This is a genomic window from Deinococcus radiopugnans ATCC 19172 (assembly GCF_006335125.1).
In the GTDB taxonomy this organism is placed as follows: Bacteria; Deinococcota; Deinococci; order Deinococcales; family Deinococcaceae; genus Deinococcus; species Deinococcus radiopugnans.
The window spans coordinates 196,105-217,297 of record NZ_VDMO01000001.1 but is presented as its reverse complement, the minus strand read 5'-3'; the positions used below and the strand labels follow the sequence as shown (position 1 = coordinate 217,297).

The window sequence follows — 21,193 nt, the reverse complement described above, 5'->3', positions numbered from 1 at the left end:
GCGCGTCCCTCACCTCGGCTGCCAGTACCCCTCTCCGACGCAGTCCCGGCACAGCACCGCCCCGTCCCGGCGCACCTCGCGCTCGTTGATGATCTCCTCGCCGCAGCCGCCGCAGATCGCGCGTTTGCCGTTGACGCTGATTACGGCGGCCAGATCCAGGGTCAGGCGCACGGGCGTGACCGTGAACAGGGCCTCGTCGCTCCAGGTCTGGTACGCGTCCATGTAGGCGTCCCAGCGTTTCTGGCCGTCGGCGCGGCCCGCGCGCACCCGCGCCCGCAAGTCGGTGCGGGGCGCGATGCGCACGGCCTGCCCACTCCGCACCTCCACGAACGTTGCGGCCACCTTGCCGTGATCCAGCAGGCGCAGCGTGCGGCGACCCAGCCAGCAGCCCGTCGCCACCGAGAGGCCGTCGGCGAAGCAGCCGTCGGTCTCGGCCAGCACCATCAGCTTCTTGTCGGTGCGCGGCACGGCCATGTCCAGCGCCCGCCCGGCCAGCAGGCCCATGCGGGCGCCCAGCACCTGGCGCGGACACAGGTGGCGGTGCAGCGCGGCGCTCAGGGCCAGCAGCTCGTCCAGCCGGGGCGCGGGCGCCAGCACGGCGGTCACGGGTGCGCCTCGATGCGGTCTTGCAGGTGCGGTGCGGCGCGGTTCATCATCCGCATGATACTCAGGTGCATCCACGCCAGGGCCACCAGCGTGATCAGCAGCACGACGATAAAGGTGCTCTGCGGAAAACCGGTGGCCGACTTGGCGTAGGCGAACAGCGGCGTGAGAAAGAAACCGCCCAGCCCGCCCAGCATGCCCACCAGCCCGCCCACCGCGCCCACGTCGCGCGGGAAGTATTCAGGGATGTGCTTGTACACCGACGCCTTGCCGATGCCCATCGCCACGCCCACCAGAAAGAGCAGCGCGGTGAAGGGCCACACGCCCAGCGTGTAGTGCATTACGTCGCGGGTCACCGTGGTGCCGTTCGGCCCCGGCAGGTACAGCACGATGTGGCCGCTGGGCATGCTCATCACCAGCAGGGCCACGGCCATCAGCCCGAAAGCCCCGTAGGTGGCGGCCCGCGCCCCGTAACGGTCGGACAGGTAGCCGCCCAGCGGACGCAGCAGGCTGGCCGGAAAGATGAACAGGGCGGTCAGCAGCGCCGCCTCGTACAGCGGCAGACCAAACACGTCCACGTAATACTTGGGCATCCACGCCGACAGCGCCACATAGGCCCCGAAGAACACCACGTAGTACAGCCCGAAGCGCCACACCCGCGTGTTGCGCAGCGGCGCGAGCATCTCCCTGAGCGGACGGCCCTGCCCCGGCGTCCGGTCTTGCCGGGGCGCGAAGATCAGCACGGCCAGCCCCATCACCACCAACAGCACGCCGTACAGGAAGGGAATGGCCCGCCAGCCGCCGGGGATGACGCCGCCCAGCAGGCCCGCCGCCGGCACCGCCACGATCATGGCCGGGCCGATAAACTTGGTCACGCTGGCCCCCACGTTCCCGGCCCCGAACACGCCCAGCGCCGCGCCCTGCCGCGCACGCGGGAACCACACGCTGTTCCACGCCACGCCCACCGAGAAGCTGTTTCCGGCGAAGCCCACCAGGAAAGCCAGCGCCAGCAGCGCCGGGTAGCTCTGTGCGAAGGCGATCAGAAAGGCGGGAATGGCGGTCAGCAGCAGCATCGCGCCCATGACGCGGCGTCCGCCCAGGCGGTCGGTGACGATGCCCGCCGGCAGCCGCCACAGCGAGCCGTTCAGCACCGCCACCGCCGAGAGCCACGACAGCTGCACATCGCTCAGACCAAATTCCTGGCGGATGGGCAGGCCCAGGATGCCGAACATCAGCCACACGGCGAACATCAGGGTAAAGGCCACCGTGGACAGCGTCAGCACGCGGCGGGAGGCGCTGGCCTCGGCGGTGGTGGGGGCGGGCGGGATGAGTTCAGGAGGAACAGGGGTGGGGGTGGTCATATCGGGGCAAACCTCCGTCGTCCCACTGCTCCTCTGGGAAGCTGCGGGAGGGTTGCCCGCATGCTCGCCCCCCCACTTACAAACGGATAACAAAACGGTCATCGGCGTTGTTGGAGGACGTGGCAGCGGCAGGGTGGCCGCGTCCTGGCCCTCCTTCGATTGAGCGGTGTGTGGTTCGGCTGTCTGGGACGGCGAATTTTGGAACCCTGCGGCGGTGTTCCCTGTCCAGAGGAACGCGGGCGGCACGGCAGGCTGGACAGCGGGCCACGTCCGTCCGGACTCCGTCTTGTTAGCCGCTTGTAAGTGGCGCACACGACACTCCGCGCATGGCAGACCTTTCCGCAGAGCGAGAACCGCAAAGCCGTCGGCCCCAGTACGTCATGACGCTGTGGCGCACCACTGGGGGCGTGTGGCAGGGCCGCCTCAAATCATTGCAAGACGGGGCCGAGCAGATCGTGGAGGACTTGCGGGATCTGCCGGGCGTCCTGATGGCGATGCCTGACCCCAAGGAGAACCATGCTTAACCCGAATGTACCGGCGCTGCCGCCCCGGCGCGACACCGAACCCGTGCTGGTGCCGGTGATGGACGTGACCCTGGATCGCCGGGGCCTGCTGTACGGGCTGGCCTTTGCCACCCTGCTGACTGTGGCGGTGTACTTCGGCTCGCAGCGCTTCCACGGCTTCGACGGCGCGCTGGCCGGGTACTGCTTCGCCACCGTGTTCGCGCTGTTCGGGGTGGTGTACCGCTACGTGGTGTGGCTGCAGCGCCCGCCCACCCGCATGTACTGGAAACGCGGCTGGCAGCTGTTCTGGCAGCCGGGCCACCGCCTGCAGAACCTGGGCCTGTTCTTGCGGGCCGGCTGGGAAAAGCTGATCGAGCAGCGCTTTATCCGCAAACGTTCCCGCAAACGCTGGCTGGCGCATCAGCTGATCTTCTGGGGCTGCATCATCGCCATTGCCATCACCTTTCCGCTCACCTTCGGCTGGCTGCGTTTCGAGAGCGACTTTGCCAAACCCAGCGACTACATGATCGTGCTGATGGGGCAACGGCTGGACTTCTTCACCTTCCCGGCCCGCAGCGCGCTGGGCTGGCTGATCATGCACGGCCTGAACGTGGCCGCCGTGCTGTGCCTGGGCGGCATCGCGCTGGTGCTGGGGCGGCGCATCAGGGACGAGGCCGAACTGGCCACGCAGCGGTTCGACAACGACATCATGCCGCTGGTGCTGCTGTTCGCGGTGAGCGTGACCGGCATGATGCTGACCGCCTCCAACATGTTCCTGGAGGGCAAGTTCTACTACTGGATCACCACCACCCACGCCGTCACCGTGTACCTGTGGCTGCTGTACCTGCCCTTCGGCAAGTTCTTCCACATCTTCCAGCGCATCGCCAACGTCGGCGTGTGGTTCTACAAGGCCGCCGGGGCCAATGGCCCGCAGGCCAGATGCGCCCGCTGCGACGCCGAGTACATCAGCCAGATGCAGCAAGATGACCTCAAAACCATCCTGCCCGATCTGGGCCTGGACTACACCCATTCGCAGGTGGGCAACTGGCAGAACCTGTGCCCGAGTTGCCGCCGCAAGCTGCTGACCCTGAACCAGTTCCGGGCCACCGGCAAGGAGTTCATGTAATGGCCAACCCGCCCCTGTCCCGCGAGGAATTTCTGGACACCTACGGCCCCACGCTGCACTACTCGCCCCCTGGCGGCTTCCGCAGCGTGGAAGATTACGACGCGCTGGTGGACACCCACTGCTGCTTTTGCGGCCAGCAGTGCGGCATCCGCCTGAAGGTCAAGAACAACGAGGTGGTGGGCTTCGAGCCGCGCTACGAGTTTCCCTTCAACAAGGGCAAACTGTGTCCCAAGGGCATCAAGCGCTACCTGCAAGGCTCTCACCCAGACCGCCTGCTGCACCCGATGCGCCGCACCGAACACGGCTACCAGCAGATCACCTGGGACGAGGCGCTCTCGGAAACCGTGTCCAAGATTCAGGAGATTCAGGCCAAGTACGGCAAGGACAGCTTCGCCATGCTGTCGGGCGTTTCACTGACCAACGAGAAGAGCTACCTGGTGGGCAAGTTCGCCCGGCTGGCGCTGCAAACGGCCAACCTGGACTACAACGGACGGCTGTGCATGGTCTCGGCCGGGGCGGGCAACAAGAAGGCGTACGGCATTGACCGCGCCTCCAACCACTGGGAGGACATCACCGACGCCAAGGTCATCTTCATCATCGGCACCAACATCGCCGAGTGCTTTCCGATCACCACCGACTACATCTGGCGGGCGCGCGACAAGGGGGCGAAGATCATCTACGCGGATCCGCGCATGGTGCCGATGGCCCGCACCGCCGACCTGTTCCTGCCCCTGCGCATCGGCAGCGACAGCGCCCTGCTGATGTCCATGCTGCACGTCATCATCCGCGACGGTCTGACCGACGAGGCGTTCATCGAGGCGCACACGACCGGTTTTGGCGACGTCCGCGCCGCTGTGGCCGACGCGACCCCCGAATGGGCCGCCGAGATCACCGGAGTGCCCGCCGCCAAGATCGAACAGGCCGCCCGCTGGTACGGCGAGGCCGAGACCGGCATGATCCTGCACGCCCGTGGACTGGAACACCAGGTCAAGGGTGTGGAAAACGTGATGAGCTGCGCCAACCTCGCGCTGGCGACGGGCAAGATCGGCAAGCCGGGCTGCGGCCACTCCACCATCACCGGGCAGGGCAACGGCCAGGGCGGGCGCGAACACGGCCACAAGTGCGATCAACTGCCTGGCAACCGCGACATCACCAACCCCGAACACCGCAAGTACATCGCCGAGGTCTGGGGCTGCTCGGAAGACGAGATTCCCGGCAAGGGCATCACCGCGCAGGAAATCCTCAACGAGATTCACGCGGGCAAGATCAAGGGGTTGCTGAGCATCTGCTTCAACCCGCTGATCTCGCTGCCCGACGCCAATTTCAACCGCGAGGCGCTGAACAAGCTCGAACACTACAGCGTGATCGACTTCTTCCTCTCGGAAACCGCGCAACACGCCGACATCGTGCTGCCGGGCAGCCTGCAGGAGGAGGACGAGGGCACCACCACCAGCGGGGAGGGCCGCGTGATCAAGATCAACGCGCCGGTGACCCCGCCCGGCGAGGCGAGGCGCGACTGGGAAATCCTGCTGGACATCGCGGGCCGCCTGGGCCGGGGCAAGTATTTCCAGTTCAGCGACACCCAGGAGATCTTCAACGAACTGCGGCTGGCCTCGCGCGGCGGCACCGCCGACTACAGCGGGATTACCTGGGAAAAGGTGGTGAACAACCAGGGCGTGTTCTGGCCCTGCCCCCAGACCACTGACGAGGGCTTGGCGACCATGCACGCGGAAAATCTGGATGACCGCCATCCGGGCACGCCCCGCCTGTACGAGGGCGGCAAGTTCTACCACCCCGACGGCAAGGCGCATTTCAACGCGGTCAGCTGGCGGGAGAGCGGCGAAGTCGTGGATGACGAGTACCCGATCTGGTTCACCACGGGCCGGGTGGTCAGCCAGTACCTCAGCGGCACGCAGACCCGGCGCATCGGGCCGCTAGTGGATCAGTTCCCGCATCCCAAGCTGGAACTGCACCCCCGCATGGCGAAGGAACTGAACATCAAGACCGACGACTGGGTGACCATCCAGACGCGGCGCGGCGAGGTCATCATCCAGGCCAATGTGGTCAACACCATCCGCCCCGACACCGTGTTCATGGCCTACCACTGGGGTGGCAAGGAGAGCGCCAACCTGCTGACGCAGCGAGCGTTGGATCCCATCTCCAAGATTCCCGAATTCAAGGTCTCGGCCTGCCGCGTGCGCCTCGCCACTCCGGAGGAACAGGTCCAGGGCGAACACACCAAGTCCCTGAGCGCCCGCACCGAGAAGAACCTGCCCGTGGGCTACAACCTCGCGGAACGCCGCAAGGAGCTGCGCCGATGAGGGAACGGCCCTTCCCTTCCACATCCATCCGAAAAGGCAGCGGCTGGCTGCTCCACGTCAGGGCCGTTCCCCAGGCTCCTACTCGCGTCCGCTCGGAACGGGGCGGTTCCCACCCCGCCCGGAGGCTGACATGAGCGACATGCGTTTTTTCGTTGACCCCATCCGCTGCATCGGCTGTAAGGCGTGCATGCAGGCGTGTTCCGAGTGCGACACCCACAAGGGCAAGAGCATGATCCACCTGGAATACATCGAGCGCGGCGCGTCCACGCAGACGGCCCCGATGGTCTGCATGCACTGCGATCTGCCCACCTGCGCCGCCGTCTGCCCCGCCGACGCCATCAAGCGCACCGAGGACGGCGTGGTGCAGAGCAGTCAGGCCCCGCGCTGCATCGGCTGTTCCAACTGCGTCAACGCCTGCCCCTTCGGCGTGCCGCGCTACTACCCCGAAATTGATCAGATGCTCAAGTGCGACATGTGTTATGACCGCACCTCGGTGGGCAAAAAGCCCATGTGCGCCAGCGTCTGCCCGTCCGAAGCGCTGTTTTACGGCACGCTGGAGGAATTCCAGTCGCGCCGGGGCGGCACGCCGCAGAACAGCTTCCAGTTCGGCGAGCAGACCATTACCACCAAGGTCTTTCTGGTGCTGCCCGACGGCGAGATCGGCCTGGATATGGACGTGATCTCGCACATGGATGCCCGCTTCGAGCCGGACGCCTTTGATCACCTCGACCCCTTCGCGCACCTGGAGCCGCTGCCGATGGAGCAGCCCCAGACCCTGAGAGGCCGCCTATGAGCCGGATTCCGTCTGCTCCGTCCATGAGCCGGGACAGCTCCGGCCCATGGACTCCGCGCCCGGCCCCCTCCTGTCTCCTTCTCGCCAATCGTCGCGGACAGACGCCCATGAGGACGCTGCTCCTCCTGCTCGGATTCCATCATTCCTGCGGAACGATTGCATCGGAGTATCTATGACCGAGCCCAAACACCCCAAGAAGGACATTCTGGAAGACCCGCGTCCCATGGGCGATCCGCGCAAGACGCCGCACTGGAAGACCGACTTCAGCGTGGACTGGGACGCCACCGATTACGTCTCGCGCCGCGAGTTCACCCGCTTTCTGGGCCTGAGCAGCGCGGGGATGGCCGTGGGCACCGTCCTGATCGCCGGGCTAGCAAGTGTCGGCGCGCGGCCCGTCGCGGAAGTCCCGCCGCTTCGCCTGGGCCGGGTGGAGGACTTTTCCCCCGGTTCCTCCACCGCCTTCGAATACCCGGCCAAGGGCCAGTACTCGCTGCTGGTGCGCCACGAGGACGGCACCTTCAGCTCCTACAGTCAGAAGTGTCCGCATCTGGGCTGCGCCGTGTACTACGAGCCGCACGAGAAAGTATTGGAATGCCCCTGCCACGAGGGCTTCTTCAACGCCCGCACGGGCGACGTGATCTCCGGGCCGCCGCAGCGTGGACTGAACCTGGTCAAGCTGGACATCCGTGACGGCGAGGTCTGGGCCGTGGGAGGAGGAGGCCATTGACCGGCTCCTCCCGCCCCCGCTACGCCCAGCGCAGCCTGGTTGTGGGCGTGCTGCTGGCCTTCATTCTGATTTTCTGGAGCATCCAGCTGTTCATCCTGATGCTGGCGCTGGACGCCTATCTGGGCAAGGAATACGGCCTGCTGTGGCCCGCCGCGATCAGCAGCGCCCTGCTGGCGGCGCTGACGCTGTGGCTGGTGCGCCTGATTCCGCGCGAACCTCGCGAGTAAACCAGAGCTTCCCGCTGCTCCATCCCCCTGCCGCCCCACCCATTTGAAGTCGCCCCAGACCTCAAGGAGCCTGTGTGACCACCTCCGAATCTTCCAAAGCCAACCACCAGTCCTCCAGCTACCTGCCCGAGTGGACGCCCAACGATCCCGTCTTCTGGGAGCGGGAGGGCAAGGCCCGCGCGTGGAAAACGCTGTGGGTCACCACCTTCGGCCTCACGCTGGCCTTCGCGGTGTGGTTCATGGTGTCGGCCATCGTCGTGCGCCTGAACGACATCGGCTTTAACCTCAGCAAGGATCAATTGTTCTGGCTGACCGCCATGCCGGGGCTCGCGGCAGGCCTGACCCGGCTGCGCCACATGTTCCTGGTGCCCACCTACGGCTCGCGCACCACGCTGACTGTCTCCACGCTGGGTCTGCTGATTCCGGCGGTGGGGTGGGGGCTGGCGGTACAAAACCCGGAGACGCCGTTCTGGGTGCTGCTTTCGCTGGCCTTCCTGGCCGGGATGGGCGGGGGCAACTTCAGCTCGTTCATGCCCAGCACCAGCCTGTTTTTCCCCAAGAAGATGCAGGGCGCGGCGCTGGGCATCCAGGCGGGCATCGGCAACTTCGGCGTGTCGCTGGTGCAGTTCCTGACGCCGTGGGTGGTGGGCGTCAACCTGTTCTGGTTCCTGGGCAGCCAGTCCGAGCAGTGGGTCTTCGCGGGCAAGACCAGCACCATCTGGCTGCAGAATGCCTCGTGGGTGTACATCCCGTGGCTGATCGCCGCCGCCGCCCTGAGCTGGCTGCTGATCCGCAGCGTGCCGATCAAGGCCAACATGAAAGAGCAACTGGCCATCTTTGGGGACAAGCACACCTGGATCATGACCAGCATCTACATGATGACCTTCGGGGCCTTCAGCGGGCTGGCCGCCGCCTTCCCGCTGCTGATCAAGACGCTGTACGGCGGCTTTGAGAACGCGCCGCTGCCCCTAAAATTCGCCTTCCTGGGGCCGCTGATCGGCTCGGCGGTGCGGGTGCTGTTCGGGTTGATTGCCGACAAGACCGGCGGCGCGATCCTGACCAGCATCAGTGCCGTCGGCATGGGCCTCTCGGCCATTGCGGTGACCTTTTACGTCACGCCCACCGATCTGACCACCTTCCCGCTGTTCGTGGGCACCATGCTCGCCATCTTCTTCTTCAGCGGCATCGGCAACGCGGCCACCTTCCGGCAGATGCCCATCATCTTCAACCCGCCGTACAGCTCAGGCGTGATCGGCTGGACGGCGGCCATCGCCGCGTTCGGGCCGTTCATCGTCAGCATGCTGATCAGCTTCAACCTGGCGGCCAGCGGGAATGTCAAGGGTTTCTTCTACGGGCTGGCGGTGTTCTGCGTGCTGAACCTGGGCCTCAACTGGTACTTCTACGGCCGCCGGGGCGCCGAGAAGCCGAGTTGACGCCGTCCTTGTCATCCTGCCCTCTCCCTGGCGAGAGGGTTTTTTTGGTCTCTGGATGGTCACGGAAGTGGACAGCGTGGTGGAGTCGGGCCACGTTCCACCGAGTTTAGGAGCTGGCTTTCAGGTCTTTTTAAGGAACTGGAACAGTCCTCTGAGATGTAATCGTCCATACTGTCAGGATGCCCACCCAACTCATGCAGACCCTGAGCTGGACTGCTGGGACGCTCAGCAGCGATCCACGGCAATTCTTTCACGTGGTGCGGGTCTTGCTCGACGATCTGCGCCGGGCGACGGGCATGGACGTGGCCGAGCTGTTCCTGGCCGACCCGCAGCAGACCACGCTGTTCCTGAGCGGCTATTCCGGGGGAGATCACGCGGCGTTCTTCGAGCGCACGGTGTTCCGCTTTGGCGAGGGTTTTCCGGGCCGCGCCGCCCAGGAGCGGGCGGTGCTGGCGTGCGCTGGCCTGGAAGACGAGCCGCGCTTCGTGCGTGGGCGGGTCAAGACACTGGGCTATCACGCGTTCGTCAGCGTGCCGCTGGCGCTGCCGCACGCGGTGATCGGCGTGCTGAATCTGGCGGCCCACAGCGCCGAACAACTGGAGGGGGCGCGGCACAGTCTGGAACAGATCGCCCCGCTGCTGGCCGCCAGCCTGTACGCGGTGCTGACGTCGCTGAGCGAGCGCACGCTGGAACGCGTGCAGGCGGGTCACTCGCCGGACGAGCGGGCGCTGGGACTGCTCGAGGAGAACCTGCGGGCCACCTCCGCGCTGCGGGCGGCGTTGCATCCGCGTCAGGGCGAGGTGGTGGAAACCCATCCGGGCCAGATTCGCCCGTGTCCCGGCCCGGAGCGCTGTCCGGCCCTGCGCGGGCTGGTGCAGATCTCGGGCCACGCCGAACTGAACTGCCCGTTGCAGCCTGGTGACGTGCAGACGGTGTGCCTGCCAGTCTGGAGCGGCGGCGAGGTGATCGGCGTGGAGACGGTGCAGTTCTCCAAAGCTCTGACCCCCGGTGTGCTGACCGAGGCCGCCGCGCCGCTGCTGTGGATGACCCGGCTGGCCGCGCACGCCCTGGAACTGGGGACCGGGCGGCCCGAAGCTGCCCCGGGGCCGTGGCTGGAAATCGAAACGCTGGGGGCCTTCCGGGTGCGCCGTGACGGTCAGGTGCTCACGCCCCGCGACTTCAAACGGCGGCAGGCCCACGAACTGCTCAAGTTGCTGGTCACCCGCTGGGGCCGCCCGGTGACGGTGGAGGAACTGTGCGACGCGCTGTGGCCGGGCGAGGCGTACGGGCAGCGGGTGCTGGCCCGGTTGCACGTGACCCTGAACGCGCTGCGGCAGGTGCTGGAACCGCCGGAGGCAGAGGACGCACCCGTGCTGGTGCGCGACGGCGGGGCCTACCGGTTCGCGCCGGGCCTGCCCGTGCGGCTGGATGTGCAGGACTTCGAGCTGCTGGTGCGCCGGGGCGACACGCAGCACGGCGAGGAGGCGGTGACCACCTACGCGCGGGCGCTGGAACTGTACCGGGGCGATTTTCTGGAGGATGATCCCTTTACCGACTGGTACGTGCTGGAACGCGACTATCTGCGCGAACTCGCCCTGCGCGCGCTGTTCCGGACGGCGGACATCCAGCGCGAGGCCGGACAGTGGCAGAGCGCCCAGACGGCCTACACCCGCATCCTGACCATTGATCCCAACCGTTTCGAGGCGTACGCGGCGCTGATTGACCTGCTGACCCGGCGTGGCCGCCTGGAGGATGCCCAGAGCTGCTGGGAACGCTACGTTCGCGCCTACGGGGCCGTTCCACCCGACTGTCCCCGCCCGGCCCTGTTTTCCTGACCGGCCAGGGTCGCCCCGGCAAGCGGAAGCCGGTTCACGCCGCTTTCCCGCCGTTCCCAGAATGGGGGGGAAGGGGGGACGCGGCGTGAGCCGGATGCTTTGTGCCGAGGTGCTCTGGCTGGCGCGGCCTACACGAAGCGTCCGCCGTCCTGAAAGACCTCGCCGTCCAGCAGAATCTGCCCGCCCTGCCGCAGGTCCTTGATCAGATCCCAGTGCAGCGCCGAGACGTTGGTGCCGCCGGTTTCGGGGTAGCCGTTGCCCAGCGCCAGATGCACCGTGCCGCCGATCTTCTCGTCGAACAGGATGTTCTGGCTGGGGGCCTGGATGCCGGCGTTGCTGCCGATGCCCAGCTCGCCCAGCCACCGGGCGCCGTCATCGGTGTCCAGCGCAGCCCGCAGCGCCGCCTCGCCCTGCTCGGCATGGGCGTCCACCACCAGACCGTCCTTGAAGGTCAGCCGCACGTTCCGCACCGCCGCGCCCCCGTAGACCGTGGGCAGATCGAACAGAATCTGGCCATTGGCGCTGGTTTCGATGGGGCCGGTGAAGACCTCGCCCGACGGCATGTTGCGCTTGCCGTCGCTGTTGACCCACGCTCTGCCCGCGATGTTCAGCGTCAGATCGGTGTCCTCGCCCACGATGCGGACCTCGCGGGCGCGCGACAGGCGCTCGATCAACCCTGCCTGCAAGTCACGGATCTCGCCCCACTTCGCCACCGGATCGGGCGTATCCAGAAACATGGCGCCCGACACGAACGCCTCGTACTGGGGCAGGGTCATGTTCGCGGCCTGGGCGCCGTAGGCGGTGGGGAACAGGCTCAGGTTCCAGCGCCGCCCGGCGCGGGCGCGGGCCACCGGGTTCATGGCCTTGCGGTGACGGGCCACCCGCTGCGGATCAAGGCCCTCGGCCGGGGTAGAAGGCGTCAGGATGCGGATGGAGGCGTCGAGGCTCTCCACCTCCGCCAGCAGCAAAGGCTCAGTGGCGTCCAGCAACGAATCGGAGGCTAAACGCTGAAAGTCTTCCAGTTGAGTCGGGTATTCCAGCCGGATCAGCGGGGTTGCGCCGCGCTCCAGCAGCAGGCGGTGCAGTTCCTCCACCAGCGGCAGGGCCAGGGTGGTGGCCTGCACCAGCACCCGCTGGCCGGGCTGGGCGTCCACGCAGTAGTCGGTCAGCAGGCGGGCGTGGGCTTTGGGATCGTAATTGGATGGCTCGTTCATCAGCTGGTCACTCATAGACTGGTCACGGCTCCTCCGTCCACCAGCAGCACGCTGCCGTTGACGTAGATGGCGGCGGGCGAACACAGGAACGCCGCCACCCGCCCGAATTCATGTGGTTGCCCCAGGCGGCCCATCGGAATCTGCGCCTCGGAGGCGGTGCGAATCTCGGCGCGGCTGACGCCGCGTTTCTGCGCCTGGGCGTCGTCGAGCTGATTGATGCGCTCGGTCTCGATTCTTCCGGGGGCCAGTCCGTTGACCTGAATGTGGTCCCCGGCCAGTTCCAGCGACAGGCTCTTGCACAGCCCGTACACGGCAGGCCGGAAGGTGTTGGACAGGGTCAGGTTGTCGATGGGTTTCTTGACGCTGCTGCTCAGCAGGGCCAGGATGCGCCCGCCGCCCGCCTGCCGCATCAAGGGCAGCGCCAGCCGGACGCTGCGAACCACGCTCATCAAGGTCAATTGCACCCCGGTGGCCCACTGTTCCTCGTTCAGCGCGGAAAAGTTGCCCGGAGGCGGCCCACCCGCGTTGCACACCAGAATGTCCAGCGAACCAAAGGCCGCCCCCACCTCGCCAAACAGACGGGTCAGATCGGTCTCGCTGGCGACGTCGGCCTCGAAGGCCAGCACCTCGTGGCCCGTTTCCGTGTGAATGCGCGTTGCCGAGGCCTGAGCGCGGCCCAGATCGCGCGAGCAGATCGCCACCCGCGCGCCCTCCGCCGAGAGGGCCGCCGCCGTCGCGTAGCCCAGGCCTGCGCTGGCCGCCGTCACCAGCGCTGTTTTTCCCTGTAATCCAAGATCCATCAGACGTGCCCGTACTTTTCCAGCACTTCGGGCAGGCCCAGGCCCCGGTTCAGATCCTCGCGGATGGCGACTTCCTTGCGGGTCAATTCCTCGGCCCGTTCCAGCACCGGTTCGGCCAGTTCCTGCGGGACCAGGATCACGCCGTCCACGTCTGCCAGAATCAGGTCACCGGGGCGGACCCTGACACGCTCGGCGGTGGCCCCCGGCAGGTACACCGGCACCTGCCAGGCGTTGACCCCCCAGCGTCCGATGGACTGCACCGGGCTGCGGTACTGCGTGAACACCGGGAAATTCATCTTGCCGATCCACTCGATGTCGCGGATGCCGCCGTCGATCAGCGAGCCCACACAGCCCCGGTGCTGCATCCCCAGGGCGATCAGCTCGCCGAAAAAGCAGACGCCCGACGCGCCGCCACCGCTCCAGACGCTGATTTCGCCGTCCTGCAGACCGGAGACGGCCTTCATCTTTTCGGGATCGCCCGTGCCGGAATACGGCGTCATCTGGCCGCGAATGGTGTAGGCCCAGCCTGCCATCTTGTTCTGCGACTCGTGGATGGGCCAGAAGCTGCTGGCCAGGCCGTAATCAGGGTGGCCCAGCTCGTCCAGCACGTCGGCAACGTTGGCCGTATCGACCTTGAGATAACGTTCGCGCAGTTCGGCCCTGCGCTCTTTGGAAAGGGGTTCGTGTGTTGCAGTCATACGGTTCCTTGTGGGTGCTGGCGGCGCATCTCGTCCGCGATCAGGGTGACCGGGGCGCAGCCGTAAGAGAGAAGCCGATCATGGAAGACCTGCGGCGCGAGGTCAAGCTCGGCGCGCAGTTCCCGGATCACCTGCGTCCCCAGCCAGTACATCAGCCGGGTGGCCGGGTAGATGCTGTTGCGCGTCGTCTCGGCCCAGACGCGGCCCGGCGCGAAGCCCACCTCGTCCCGGTAAAACGCCCGCATCTGCGCCAGCGTCCACTGTCCGGTGTGCAACCGGATGTCGGCCAGGCAGCACGCGGCGTTGCGGAACTCGAACTGCTTGAGCAGCAGTTCTTCCTGCGGCGTGTAGAAACCGGGCGCCTCCAGTAGCAGATCCTCGGCGTAGCAGGCCCAGCCCTCCACCAGCGTGCCTGCGCTCAGAAAGGCGATGCCGCTGGCGCAGTCGGTGCCGCCCAGTTGCGCGAGGCGCGAAGCTGCCCCCCGCGCCCGTGCGTTCTGGGTGTGGTGGCCGACGCTGCCGTGGTGGACGGCGTGGACGGCCTTGATGAACGGAATGTTCTGGCCGCGCAGGTACGCCGCCGTGTCGTCGCCGGGCGGAAAGATCCAGTAGAGGCTGCCGCCCCCAGGGTGCTCGGCGGGTGGCGAGCGGTAGAACAGGAAATACAGCGCTCCAGCGGCTTCCCTGGCCCACTCGGGGAGAAACTCGAAGGCCAGGCCGTACTCGCGGGCGGGCGTCACGAGTCCCCCGGCGGCGTCCAGAGCGCGATTGTGCCAGTCCTGATAGGTGGCCTGCACGTCTTCTAAAGCGGGATGTTGCGCTTCCAGGTCGGCCAGTTGCTCCTGCCAGCTTCTGGCCGGGTCCAGCTCGTGGGCCATTTTCACAAGTTCCGAACCCAGGTGGTCAAACGCAGCCTGCGCCCTCTGCTCAGCCGCCGCCGCTGAAGAGGGCAGGGCGTGGGCCTCGCGCATCAGGAATTCCAGATGGTCGCGCCCGCAGGCCGGATCAGCGTCACCCACCTTTAAGGCCAGGGCGAAGGCCTGAACGGCGGCGGCAGCCTGGGCGGCAGGTTCCCGCCACTCCGCTTGAGCGTCGGGATGCTTGGACAGACCGCGCAGGAGTAAGGCTTCCAGCGCTTCCGCCTCCTTCCGGGCCCGTTCCACCCAGTCGGCGGGCAGGTTCAGCGGCGCCAACGTTCTGGTGCCTGTGGCCAGAAATTCGGGCATGGCCTTCAGCCGTGCCAGGACGGCCTCCGTATTCGTCGGGCGTACGCTCGGCAGCAGCAGGCTGATCAGGCCGAAGGCCGCCTCGCCCGTGTAGAAGGCCGGGTTGTGCTGGCGGGGGCGCTCCCGCGCCTCACGCAGGGTGACGCGCAGTTGTGAGCGCAGCAGCCACATATCCAGCCGCTCTCCCGCCGTCCCAGCTTCACCTGTCCAGGCTTCTACCCTCTGCAAGAGGTTGGCGAGATCATGGCGCTCCTTGTCCAGCGCTTCTGCGCCCACCGGAGGCAAACGGTCATCGTGCCCCGGCAACCCCATGAACGAGGCGTCCACCGGGCGGAACTGGGCGTGCAGGGCAAGGTATTGCTCAACCCACCCCTCAAGCTGGCTCACGGCGCCTCAACCTTCGGCAGGTCCACCCAGCGCCGTTCCCGGAACGACTGCACGATGGCGTTGACCGTCTCCTGGCTCTTGGCCCCGTCGTAGAAGGTGCATTCGCCGGGCAGATCGTCCAGAATCTCGTCCACCCAGAAGCGGATCAGATTGCGGTAGTACAGCTCCGGCCAGGGCGTGTGCAGCGTGGTGCCGGGCGGGTAGGCCGCGCTCGGCAGGTCAATTTTGCGGAACTCCACCGCGTCGGGCGTGGCGAAGTGCAGCGTTTCGGCGATGCCGTTCTCCTCCACCAGCCGGGCCACCGCCGCGCCTTTGCTGCCGTAGATCCGCAACTCCACGCCGGGGTAGTTGCCCACCGCGATGTACGACGTCTGCAGGATGCCCTGCGCCCCGCTGGCGAACTCGGCCAGGGCCACTGCGCCGTCCTCCACCGGAATACGCTGCATGCCCTCGTAACCGCGCACGATGCGTTCGGGGACATAGTTATGCAAACTGCCGATCACGCTCTGGTATTCGCCCGCGCACCAGCGCACCAGATCCAGCAGGTGCGAACCGTAGCCCACGATGGACGAGGGAATCAGCTGCGTCCAGTCGGCGTCCTGCGGCACCTGACGCAGTGGGTAGGTGGGATCGAGGAACTGCGAGTTCTGCTCCAGGCCGTGAACGTGGAAGATCTCGCCCAGCGTGCCGTCGTCCACCCACGTCTTGATCTGGCGGATGGCGGGCGAGTAGCGGAAGGTAAAGCCCAGCTTGGTGCGGACCCCCTTCTCCTGGGCGCGTGCGGCGGCGGCAAAGGCATCCTTCGCGTCGTGCGCCAATGGCTTCTCGGAAATGACGTGCTTGCCCGCATGAATCGCTGCCAGACTCAGCGGCAGGTGCGTGTCGGTGGGCGTGCAGACATCCACCATCTCAACTTCAGGATCGTTGATCAGTTCGCTGGCGTCGGTGTAGATCTTGCGGATGCCGAACTTTCGGGCCAGCGCCTCGGCCCGTTCCGGCACGGTGTCGCAGATGGCCACCAGATCGGCGCGGTCATAGGCGTGGTAGCCCGGCAGGTGCGCCTGCTCGGCCCAGGCGTGCGCGCCGATCACACCGACGCCCAGCTTCTTTTCCCCGCTCATGGCAGCGCCTTGCCGATGGAGGCGACGTACGCTTCCAGCTCGTCGTAATTCTCAAAGCCGAGCTGCCGCTGGCCGCCCTCGATCTCGTAGATCATCTCGCACAGCTTGGCGTTCAGGCGGGCGTCGGCCCCCACCTGCGCGGCGTAGTCCACCAGCTTGCCGTTGCTGGAGCGCACCTCGGAGGGCCGGTTGCGGTAGACGATGTCCCACCAGATGCCGCTGCCCTTTTTCTTGAACTGGTGGGCGTCGGGTTTCTGGTCCTTCTTGAGCAGCCAGACCGCGTGGTTGATGTTGTCGATCAGCTTCTGGGTGTCCTGGGGCGTCTGCGGCTTGTAATTGGCCGGATCGAAGAAATCGAAGGCTTCCACCGTGATGCCGTTGGCCTCGGCGATTTCCAGCGCCTCGCGCACCACCGCGCCGGCCACACGGGCGTACCGTTCCACGCCCAGCGTCTCGCGGATCGGCGCGTTGACCAGGGCGCTGAACACCACCTGGGCGCTGTAGACCTCCTTGGCCCAGATCTGCCCCCAGATGTTGTCTGAGAGCTGCACCTCGGTCAGGGCCGAAAGTTTGTCTGCCAGCTCCAGCAGGCGCGGCGTGCGCTCGCCGGTCATCTCGCCCAGCTGAATGGCCCCCTCGTGGACGAATTCCAGGTAGCCGGGGTCCACCAGCGCGCCGCCGTAATTGGGGATGGAGCCGATCACGCGTTCCAGGCCACCCAGTCCTGCCTCGGTCAGCCGGGCGGCGATGTCGTGTTCGTTGAAGCCGTTCTGGTACGACACCACGAACGTGTCGGGGCCGAACAGCGGCAGCACGCTTTCCAGCGCCTCGATGGTGTGCTGGCTCTTGGTGGCGATCAGCACGGCTTCCAGCGGGCCTTCCAGCTCACCCGGATGCAGGGCGTTCACGTGGAAGTGCAAGTCTCCGCGCACGCCGTCCACCTTCAGGCCGTGCGCCTTGATGGCGTCGATGTGCTCGGCCCAGCGGTCCACCAGCGTCACGTCGTGTCCAGCCTTTGCCATGTAGGCCCCGGCGAGGCCGCCGATGGCTCCTGCGCCCAGAATCGTGATCTTCATGTTGTCTCCTTGCTTTGAGTTGGCGGGTTTCAGTTGCGTGGGTCGAAAGCGTCGCGCAAACCGTCGCCCAGAAAGTTGACGGCCAGGACGGTGATCAGGATCATCAGCCCCGGGAAGACGGCCAGCCACGGCGCGGCGGTCAGCCACTGGCTGGCGTAGTTCAGCAGATTGCCCCAGGTGGGCGTCGGCGGCTGCACGCCCAGCCCCAGGAACGACAGCGCACTTTCGAGCATGATGGTGCCGCCCACCGACAGCGTGGTGGACACGATGATCGGGCCGAGGGCATTGGGCAGGATGTGACGGAACATCACGCGGTTGTCGCCGCCGCCCAGGGCGCGCGACGCTTCGACGAATTCGCGCTCACGCAGGCTCAGGAACTGGCTGCGGACCAGCCGGGCGGTGCCCATCCAGCTCAGGCTGCCCACGATCACGATCAGCAGCGTCACGCTGGGCCGCAAGATGCCCGACAGCAGAATGATCAGCGGCAGCAGAGGAATGCACAGCACCACGTCGGTGATGCGCATCAGCACGGTGTCGGTCCAGCCCCGGTAGTAGCCGGACAACGCGCCCACCAGGGTGCCCAGGAAGGTGGCCAGCAGCGCGCTGAACAGCCCCACCATCAGCGAGATGCGCGCGCCGTACAGCACCCGCGTGAAGGCGTCGCGGCCCAGCTGATCGGTGCCCATCGGGTGTGCGGCGCTGGGCGGTTGCGGCTGGCCGATGATGCTGGCGTCCTGACCGTCGAAGGTATATGGCGCGAGAAGCGGCGCGAAGATGGCCAGCAGGCCCAGCAGAATCAGCACCACCAGGCCCAGCACGGCCAGTTTGTGCTTCAGGAAGCGGGCGATCAGGGTGGGCCAGAAGCCCTCGCGCCGTCTGCGGCTGGCCGGAACGGCCTGGTTGCCAAGCGTGTCAGTCATAGCGAATCCTGGGATCGATCAGGCTGTAGGCCAGGTCAGCCACGAGATTGCTGACCACCAGCGCAAACGAGCCGACCATCAGCAGGGCCATCAGCACCGGGTAGTCGCGGCCATTCATCGACTCGATGAACAGGCGGCCCAGGCCCGGCCACGCGAAGATCGTCTCGGTGATCACCGCGCCCGACAGAATGGCCGCCGAATCCAGCGCCACCACCGTGACCACCGGAATCAGGGCATTCCTGAAGGCGTGGGAATACGTGACCCGCCGGGCCGAGACTCCCTTGGCGCGGGCGGTGCGGATGTAGTCCTGGCTCAGGATTTCCACCATGCTGGAGCGCATGTAGCGGCTCCAGCCGGCCACCGAGGCGAAGGCCAGGATAAACACCGGCAGGATCAGGTGGCGCAGGAGGTCGGGCAGCGAGCCGTCCCCGATGGTCTGCATGCCCGCCGAGGGCAGCACTTTCCACTGCACCGCGAACAGCAGCTGCAGCATCAACGCCAGCCAGAACACCGGCATGCTGATGCCCAGAAAGGACATCAGGGTAATGAAGTAGTCCACCCCGGTGTAGCGGCGGGTGGCGCTCAGGATGCCCAGGGGCAGGGCCACGAGCAGGGCCAGGACAAAGGCGCTGCCGCTCAGCATCAGCGTGGCGGGCACGCGCGACAGCACCTCCTCCATCACCGGCTGTGCGCTGCGAATCGAAAAGCCCCACTCGCCCTGGAAGAAGGCGGTGACCCACCGGAAATACTGCACGGGCAGCGGCTGGTCCAGCCCAAAGGCGCGCTTCATGTTCTCCAGCGCTTCCTGGGTCACCGAGGGGTTGTCGGCGTAGACGTCCAGTGGGCCGCCAGGGGCCAGATGCAGCACGCCAAACAGAATCAGCGAGACGCCCAGCAGCAGCGGGATCATGCCCAGCAGGCGTTTGAAAATGTACGACAGACTCATGCAGCTCCCTTCGCAGTGTGGTGGCGTGGAGATCATGAGCGCAGGCCCCGCAGGCCGAATGGTGAGGGCCGATGCGGGGCCTGCGCCTCTTGCTCTACTTCTTCAGATACCAGCCGCTGGTGTTGATGAAGTTGGTCATGTTGGTGGGATTGGAGACGAAACCGCCGAGTTTATCGGTCACGACGATCATGGACGGGTTGGAGGTCACGGGGATCGTGGGCAGATCCTGCATCAGTACCGTCTGGAAGTCGCGCAGGGCCTTGTTCCGGACTGCCGGATCCAGGCTGCTGTCTGCGGTGGCCAGCAGCGCGTCAACCTTGGGGTTGCTGTAGCCCTGGCCGTTGTTGGGGCCCTTGGTGCCGAAGAAGACGCCGTAGGACGGGTCAGCCGAGGTGATCCAGCCGCCGTAGTACAGGTCATAGCCGCCCTTGTAGCGGGCGTCGCGCAGGGCCACGCCGGCCTTGTTGTCGGGCTTGAGTTCGATACCGATGGCCTTCATCTGGGCGATCATCACCTGCTGGGCGTCCTCGTCGGTGGAGCGGCCCGCCTGCGCCATGATGTTGAAGCTCAGACGCTGACCGTTCTTGGCGCGGATGCCGTCGCTGCCCGGCTTGTACCCGGCGGCGTCCAGCAGCTGCTTGGCCTTGGCCGGATCGTAGGGGTACTTCGGCACGTCCTTGTTGCTGTACGAGAAGACGGGCACCACCACGGTGTCGATGGGAATGGGGTAGCCGCCCAGCGCCTTGGAGATGGTGGACCGGTCCAGGCCGTGAGCGACGGCTTTGCGGACGTTGATGTCGCGCAGCGCGGCGGGACCTTTCAGGTTGAAGTCCAAGTGTTGCCAGGACAGCACCGGGTTCTTGATGACCTTCAGGCCGGCCTGGGCGCTGAGCTGGGGCACCTGGGAGTACGGCACGCTGGTGGCCATCTGGATCTCGCCGGACTTGAGCTGGGTGACCAGCGTGTTGCTGTCGGGAATGATCTTGAAGATCATCTTGTCCAGGTACGGCAGCTGCACGCCCGCCTTGTCCTTGCGCCAGTAGTAGGGGTTGCGGTCCAGCACCACGTACTGCCCCTTGACGTACTGGGTGACCTTGAAGGGGCCGGTGCCCAGCGGCATCTGGTTGTAGTTGTCGGTGTTGAGGTCCTTGCCCTCCAGGGTGTGCTTGGGCAGAATGCCGAAGGTGAACAGCGTGCTCTTGAAGTCGGGCGCCACGCGCTTGTAGTTGACCACCACGGTCAGGTCGTTGGGCGTGCTGATGGAGGAGATGTCCTCGGTCCCGTCCTTGGACTCGGCGATGAATTTGGGATTCTTGACGGCCTCCCAGGTGAACTTCACGTCGGCCGAGGTGAACGGCTTGCCGTCGGACCACTTGACGCCGGGCCGGAGCTGGTACGTGACCACCATGCTCTTGTTGTCGGCGGCCACCTTGATGCCGCCGTTCTGCACCGTGGGCACGCGCGTCGCCAGCACCGGCACGTATTCCGCCTTCTCGTTGGGGGCCACCAGACCCTCGGCCACAGTGGCCTGCACGTCGCCCAGAAAACCTGTGGAATAGACGTTGAGCGTGTCGATGTCGTAGCTGAGTCCGACGGTCAGGGTGCCGCCGCGCTGCTGCGCCAATCCCATTCCGCCCAGCAGGATCGCCGCGCTGAGTCCGAGGACCAAGCGCTTCTGCATGGTGGAATTCACTGTCTGAATCTGAGTACCCATATTTCTAACCTCCGATGAGTGAGAAAAGTGCGGCCAGACCGATCAAAACCAGAATATGAGTTAAGGTTTGCACAGTAGTGTATGCATACTTATGCGGTGAAGTCAAGCCCGAATTGCATCCCAGAAAACCTCTTATATTCCGGGATATGGAATGAAGGCTTG

The 21,193-nt window shown here is 66.1% G+C and carries 19 protein-coding genes; 8 read left to right on the top strand and 11 right to left on the bottom strand.

Translation table 11 applies throughout. The annotated features are described in order from the left end of the window. Positions 1-9: 9 nt before the first annotated feature. On the bottom strand, positions 10-606 hold the full coding sequence (locus FHR04_RS00900; RefSeq protein WP_139399999.1) for an FmdE family protein: 597 nt from the start codon (positions 604-606) through the stop codon (positions 10-12). Continuing rightward, positions 603-1,964, bottom strand: coding sequence for an MFS transporter (locus tag FHR04_RS00895; protein WP_139399997.1), 1,362 nt, complete (start codon positions 1,962-1,964; stop codon positions 603-605). The genes FHR04_RS00900 and FHR04_RS00895 overlap by 4 nt, the downstream gene beginning before the upstream one ends. 326 nt (positions 1,965-2,290) lie before the next feature. Between FHR04_RS00895 and FHR04_RS00890 the strand changes: the two genes are divergently transcribed. The 8 genes from FHR04_RS00890 to FHR04_RS00855 all read left to right on the top strand — a co-directional run bounded on the left by FHR04_RS00890 (position 2,291) and on the right by FHR04_RS00855 (position 10,929). Then, a complete protein-coding gene (locus tag FHR04_RS00890; protein WP_139399995.1) occupies positions 2,291-2,488 on the top strand; it encodes a hypothetical protein in 198 nt (65 codons plus the stop codon). Further along, positions 2,481-3,593, top strand: a complete 1,113-nt coding sequence (locus tag FHR04_RS00885; RefSeq protein ID WP_139399993.1) for a respiratory nitrate reductase subunit gamma — start codon at positions 2,481-2,483, stop codon at positions 3,591-3,593. Before FHR04_RS00890 ends, FHR04_RS00885 begins: the two co-directional genes overlap by 8 nt. Continuing rightward, positions 3,593-5,914, top strand: coding sequence for a molybdopterin oxidoreductase family protein (locus FHR04_RS00880; protein ID WP_139399991.1), 2,322 nt, complete (start codon positions 3,593-3,595; stop codon positions 5,912-5,914). Before FHR04_RS00885 ends, FHR04_RS00880 begins: the two co-directional genes overlap by 1 nt. Before the next feature lie 130 nt (positions 5,915-6,044). Then, positions 6,045-6,707: a 4Fe-4S dicluster domain-containing protein gene (locus FHR04_RS00875; RefSeq protein ID WP_139399989.1), complete on the top strand. Its 663-nt coding sequence runs from the start codon at positions 6,045-6,047 to the stop codon at positions 6,705-6,707. A gap of 172 nt (positions 6,708-6,879) precedes the next feature. After that, a complete protein-coding gene (locus FHR04_RS00870; RefSeq protein ID WP_170213799.1) occupies positions 6,880-7,434 on the top strand; it encodes a QcrA and Rieske domain-containing protein in 555 nt (184 codons plus the stop codon). Then, positions 7,431-7,661: a DUF6755 family protein gene (locus FHR04_RS00865; protein WP_139399986.1), complete on the top strand. Its 231-nt coding sequence runs from the start codon at positions 7,431-7,433 to the stop codon at positions 7,659-7,661. The genes FHR04_RS00870 and FHR04_RS00865 overlap by 4 nt, the downstream gene beginning before the upstream one ends. A 74-nt stretch (positions 7,662-7,735) precedes the next feature. Then, positions 7,736-9,094 (top strand): MFS transporter, encoded by a 1,359-nt coding sequence (locus FHR04_RS00860; protein ID WP_139399983.1) that lies wholly within the window; start codon positions 7,736-7,738, stop codon positions 9,092-9,094. Positions 9,095-9,273: 179 nt separating this feature from the next. Beyond that, a complete protein-coding gene (locus FHR04_RS00855) occupies positions 9,274-10,929 on the top strand; it encodes an AfsR/SARP family transcriptional regulator (protein ID WP_139399982.1) in 1,656 nt (551 codons plus the stop codon). Between the two features lie 128 nt (positions 10,930-11,057). Here the strand turns inward: FHR04_RS00855 and FHR04_RS00850 are convergent, their stop codons facing one another. The 9 genes from FHR04_RS00850 to FHR04_RS00810 all read right to left on the bottom strand — a co-directional run bounded on the left by FHR04_RS00850 (position 11,058) and on the right by FHR04_RS00810 (position 21,010). After that, the gene (locus tag FHR04_RS00850) at positions 11,058-12,158 is read right to left on the bottom strand and encodes an aminopeptidase (RefSeq protein ID WP_249038905.1); all 1,101 of its coding nucleotides are present in this window, start codon (positions 12,156-12,158) and stop codon (positions 11,058-11,060) included. After that, positions 12,155-12,943 (bottom strand): SDR family oxidoreductase, encoded by a 789-nt coding sequence (locus FHR04_RS00845; protein ID WP_139399980.1) that lies wholly within the window; start codon positions 12,941-12,943, stop codon positions 12,155-12,157. Before FHR04_RS00845 ends, FHR04_RS00850 begins: the two co-directional genes overlap by 4 nt. Next, positions 12,943-13,641, bottom strand: a complete 699-nt coding sequence (locus FHR04_RS00840) for an RraA family protein (protein WP_139399978.1) — start codon at positions 13,639-13,641, stop codon at positions 12,943-12,945. The genes FHR04_RS00845 and FHR04_RS00840 overlap by 1 nt, the downstream gene beginning before the upstream one ends. Next, positions 13,638-15,254 (bottom strand): DUF885 family protein, encoded by a 1,617-nt coding sequence (locus FHR04_RS00835; RefSeq protein ID WP_249038904.1) that lies wholly within the window; start codon positions 15,252-15,254, stop codon positions 13,638-13,640. Before FHR04_RS00835 ends, FHR04_RS00840 begins: the two co-directional genes overlap by 4 nt. Further along, on the bottom strand, positions 15,251-16,375 hold the full coding sequence (locus FHR04_RS00830; RefSeq protein ID WP_139399976.1) for a Gfo/Idh/MocA family protein: 1,125 nt from the start codon (positions 16,373-16,375) through the stop codon (positions 15,251-15,253). Before FHR04_RS00830 ends, FHR04_RS00835 begins: the two co-directional genes overlap by 4 nt. Next, positions 16,372-17,451 (bottom strand): ketopantoate reductase family protein, encoded by a 1,080-nt coding sequence (locus FHR04_RS00825; protein ID WP_139399974.1) that lies wholly within the window; start codon positions 17,449-17,451, stop codon positions 16,372-16,374. The genes FHR04_RS00830 and FHR04_RS00825 overlap by 4 nt, the downstream gene beginning before the upstream one ends. A 29-nt stretch (positions 17,452-17,480) precedes the next feature. Further along, a complete protein-coding gene (gene opp4C / locus FHR04_RS00820; protein ID WP_139399972.1) occupies positions 17,481-18,371 on the bottom strand; it encodes an oligopeptide ABC transporter permease in 891 nt (296 codons plus the stop codon). Then, positions 18,364-19,317, bottom strand: coding sequence for an ABC transporter permease (locus tag FHR04_RS00815; RefSeq protein ID WP_139399970.1), 954 nt, complete (start codon positions 19,315-19,317; stop codon positions 18,364-18,366). Before FHR04_RS00815 ends, opp4C begins: the two co-directional genes overlap by 8 nt. A 94-nt stretch (positions 19,318-19,411) precedes the next feature. Continuing rightward, positions 19,412-21,010 carry a peptide ABC transporter substrate-binding protein gene (locus FHR04_RS00810; RefSeq protein WP_249038903.1) on the bottom strand — a complete coding sequence of 533 codons (1,599 nt, stop codon included), beginning with the start codon at positions 21,008-21,010 and terminating at the stop codon, positions 19,412-19,414. Between the last annotated feature and the right edge of the window lie 183 nt (positions 21,011-21,193).

Excerpts from the sequence above, each read along its gene's own strand:
- FHR04_RS00895 (WP_139399997.1), bottom strand. The coding sequence starts at position 1,964 with ATGACCACCCCCACCCCTGTTCCTCCTGAACTCATCCCGCCCGCCCCC.
- FHR04_RS00890 (WP_139399995.1), top strand. The coding sequence starts at position 2,291 with ATGGCAGACCTTTCCGCAGAGCGAGAACCGCAAAGCCGTCGGCCCCAG.
- FHR04_RS00885 (WP_139399993.1), top strand. The coding sequence starts at position 2,481 with ATGCTTAACCCGAATGTACCGGCGCTGCCGCCCCGGCGCGACACCGAA.
- FHR04_RS00880 (WP_139399991.1), top strand. The coding sequence starts at position 3,593 with ATGGCCAACCCGCCCCTGTCCCGCGAGGAATTTCTGGACACCTACGGC.
- FHR04_RS00875 (WP_139399989.1), top strand. The coding sequence starts at position 6,045 with ATGAGCGACATGCGTTTTTTCGTTGACCCCATCCGCTGCATCGGCTGT.
- FHR04_RS00870 (WP_170213799.1), top strand. The coding sequence starts at position 6,880 with ATGACCGAGCCCAAACACCCCAAGAAGGACATTCTGGAAGACCCGCGT.
- FHR04_RS00855 (WP_139399982.1), top strand. The coding sequence starts at position 9,274 with ATGCCCACCCAACTCATGCAGACCCTGAGCTGGACTGCTGGGACGCTC.
- FHR04_RS00850 (WP_249038905.1), bottom strand. The coding sequence starts at position 12,158 with ATGAGTGACCAGCTGATGAACGAGCCATCCAATTACGATCCCAAAGCC.
- FHR04_RS00845 (WP_139399980.1), bottom strand. The coding sequence starts at position 12,943 with ATGGATCTTGGATTACAGGGAAAAACAGCGCTGGTGACGGCGGCCAGC.
- FHR04_RS00840 (WP_139399978.1), bottom strand. The coding sequence starts at position 13,641 with ATGACTGCAACACACGAACCCCTTTCCAAAGAGCGCAGGGCCGAACTG.
- FHR04_RS00830 (WP_139399976.1), bottom strand. The coding sequence starts at position 16,375 with ATGAGCGGGGAAAAGAAGCTGGGCGTCGGTGTGATCGGCGCGCACGCC.
- FHR04_RS00825 (WP_139399974.1), bottom strand. The coding sequence starts at position 17,451 with ATGAAGATCACGATTCTGGGCGCAGGAGCCATCGGCGGCCTCGCCGGG.
- opp4C (WP_139399972.1), bottom strand. The coding sequence starts at position 18,371 with ATGACTGACACGCTTGGCAACCAGGCCGTTCCGGCCAGCCGCAGACGG.
- FHR04_RS00815 (WP_139399970.1), bottom strand. The coding sequence starts at position 19,317 with ATGAGTCTGTCGTACATTTTCAAACGCCTGCTGGGCATGATCCCGCTG.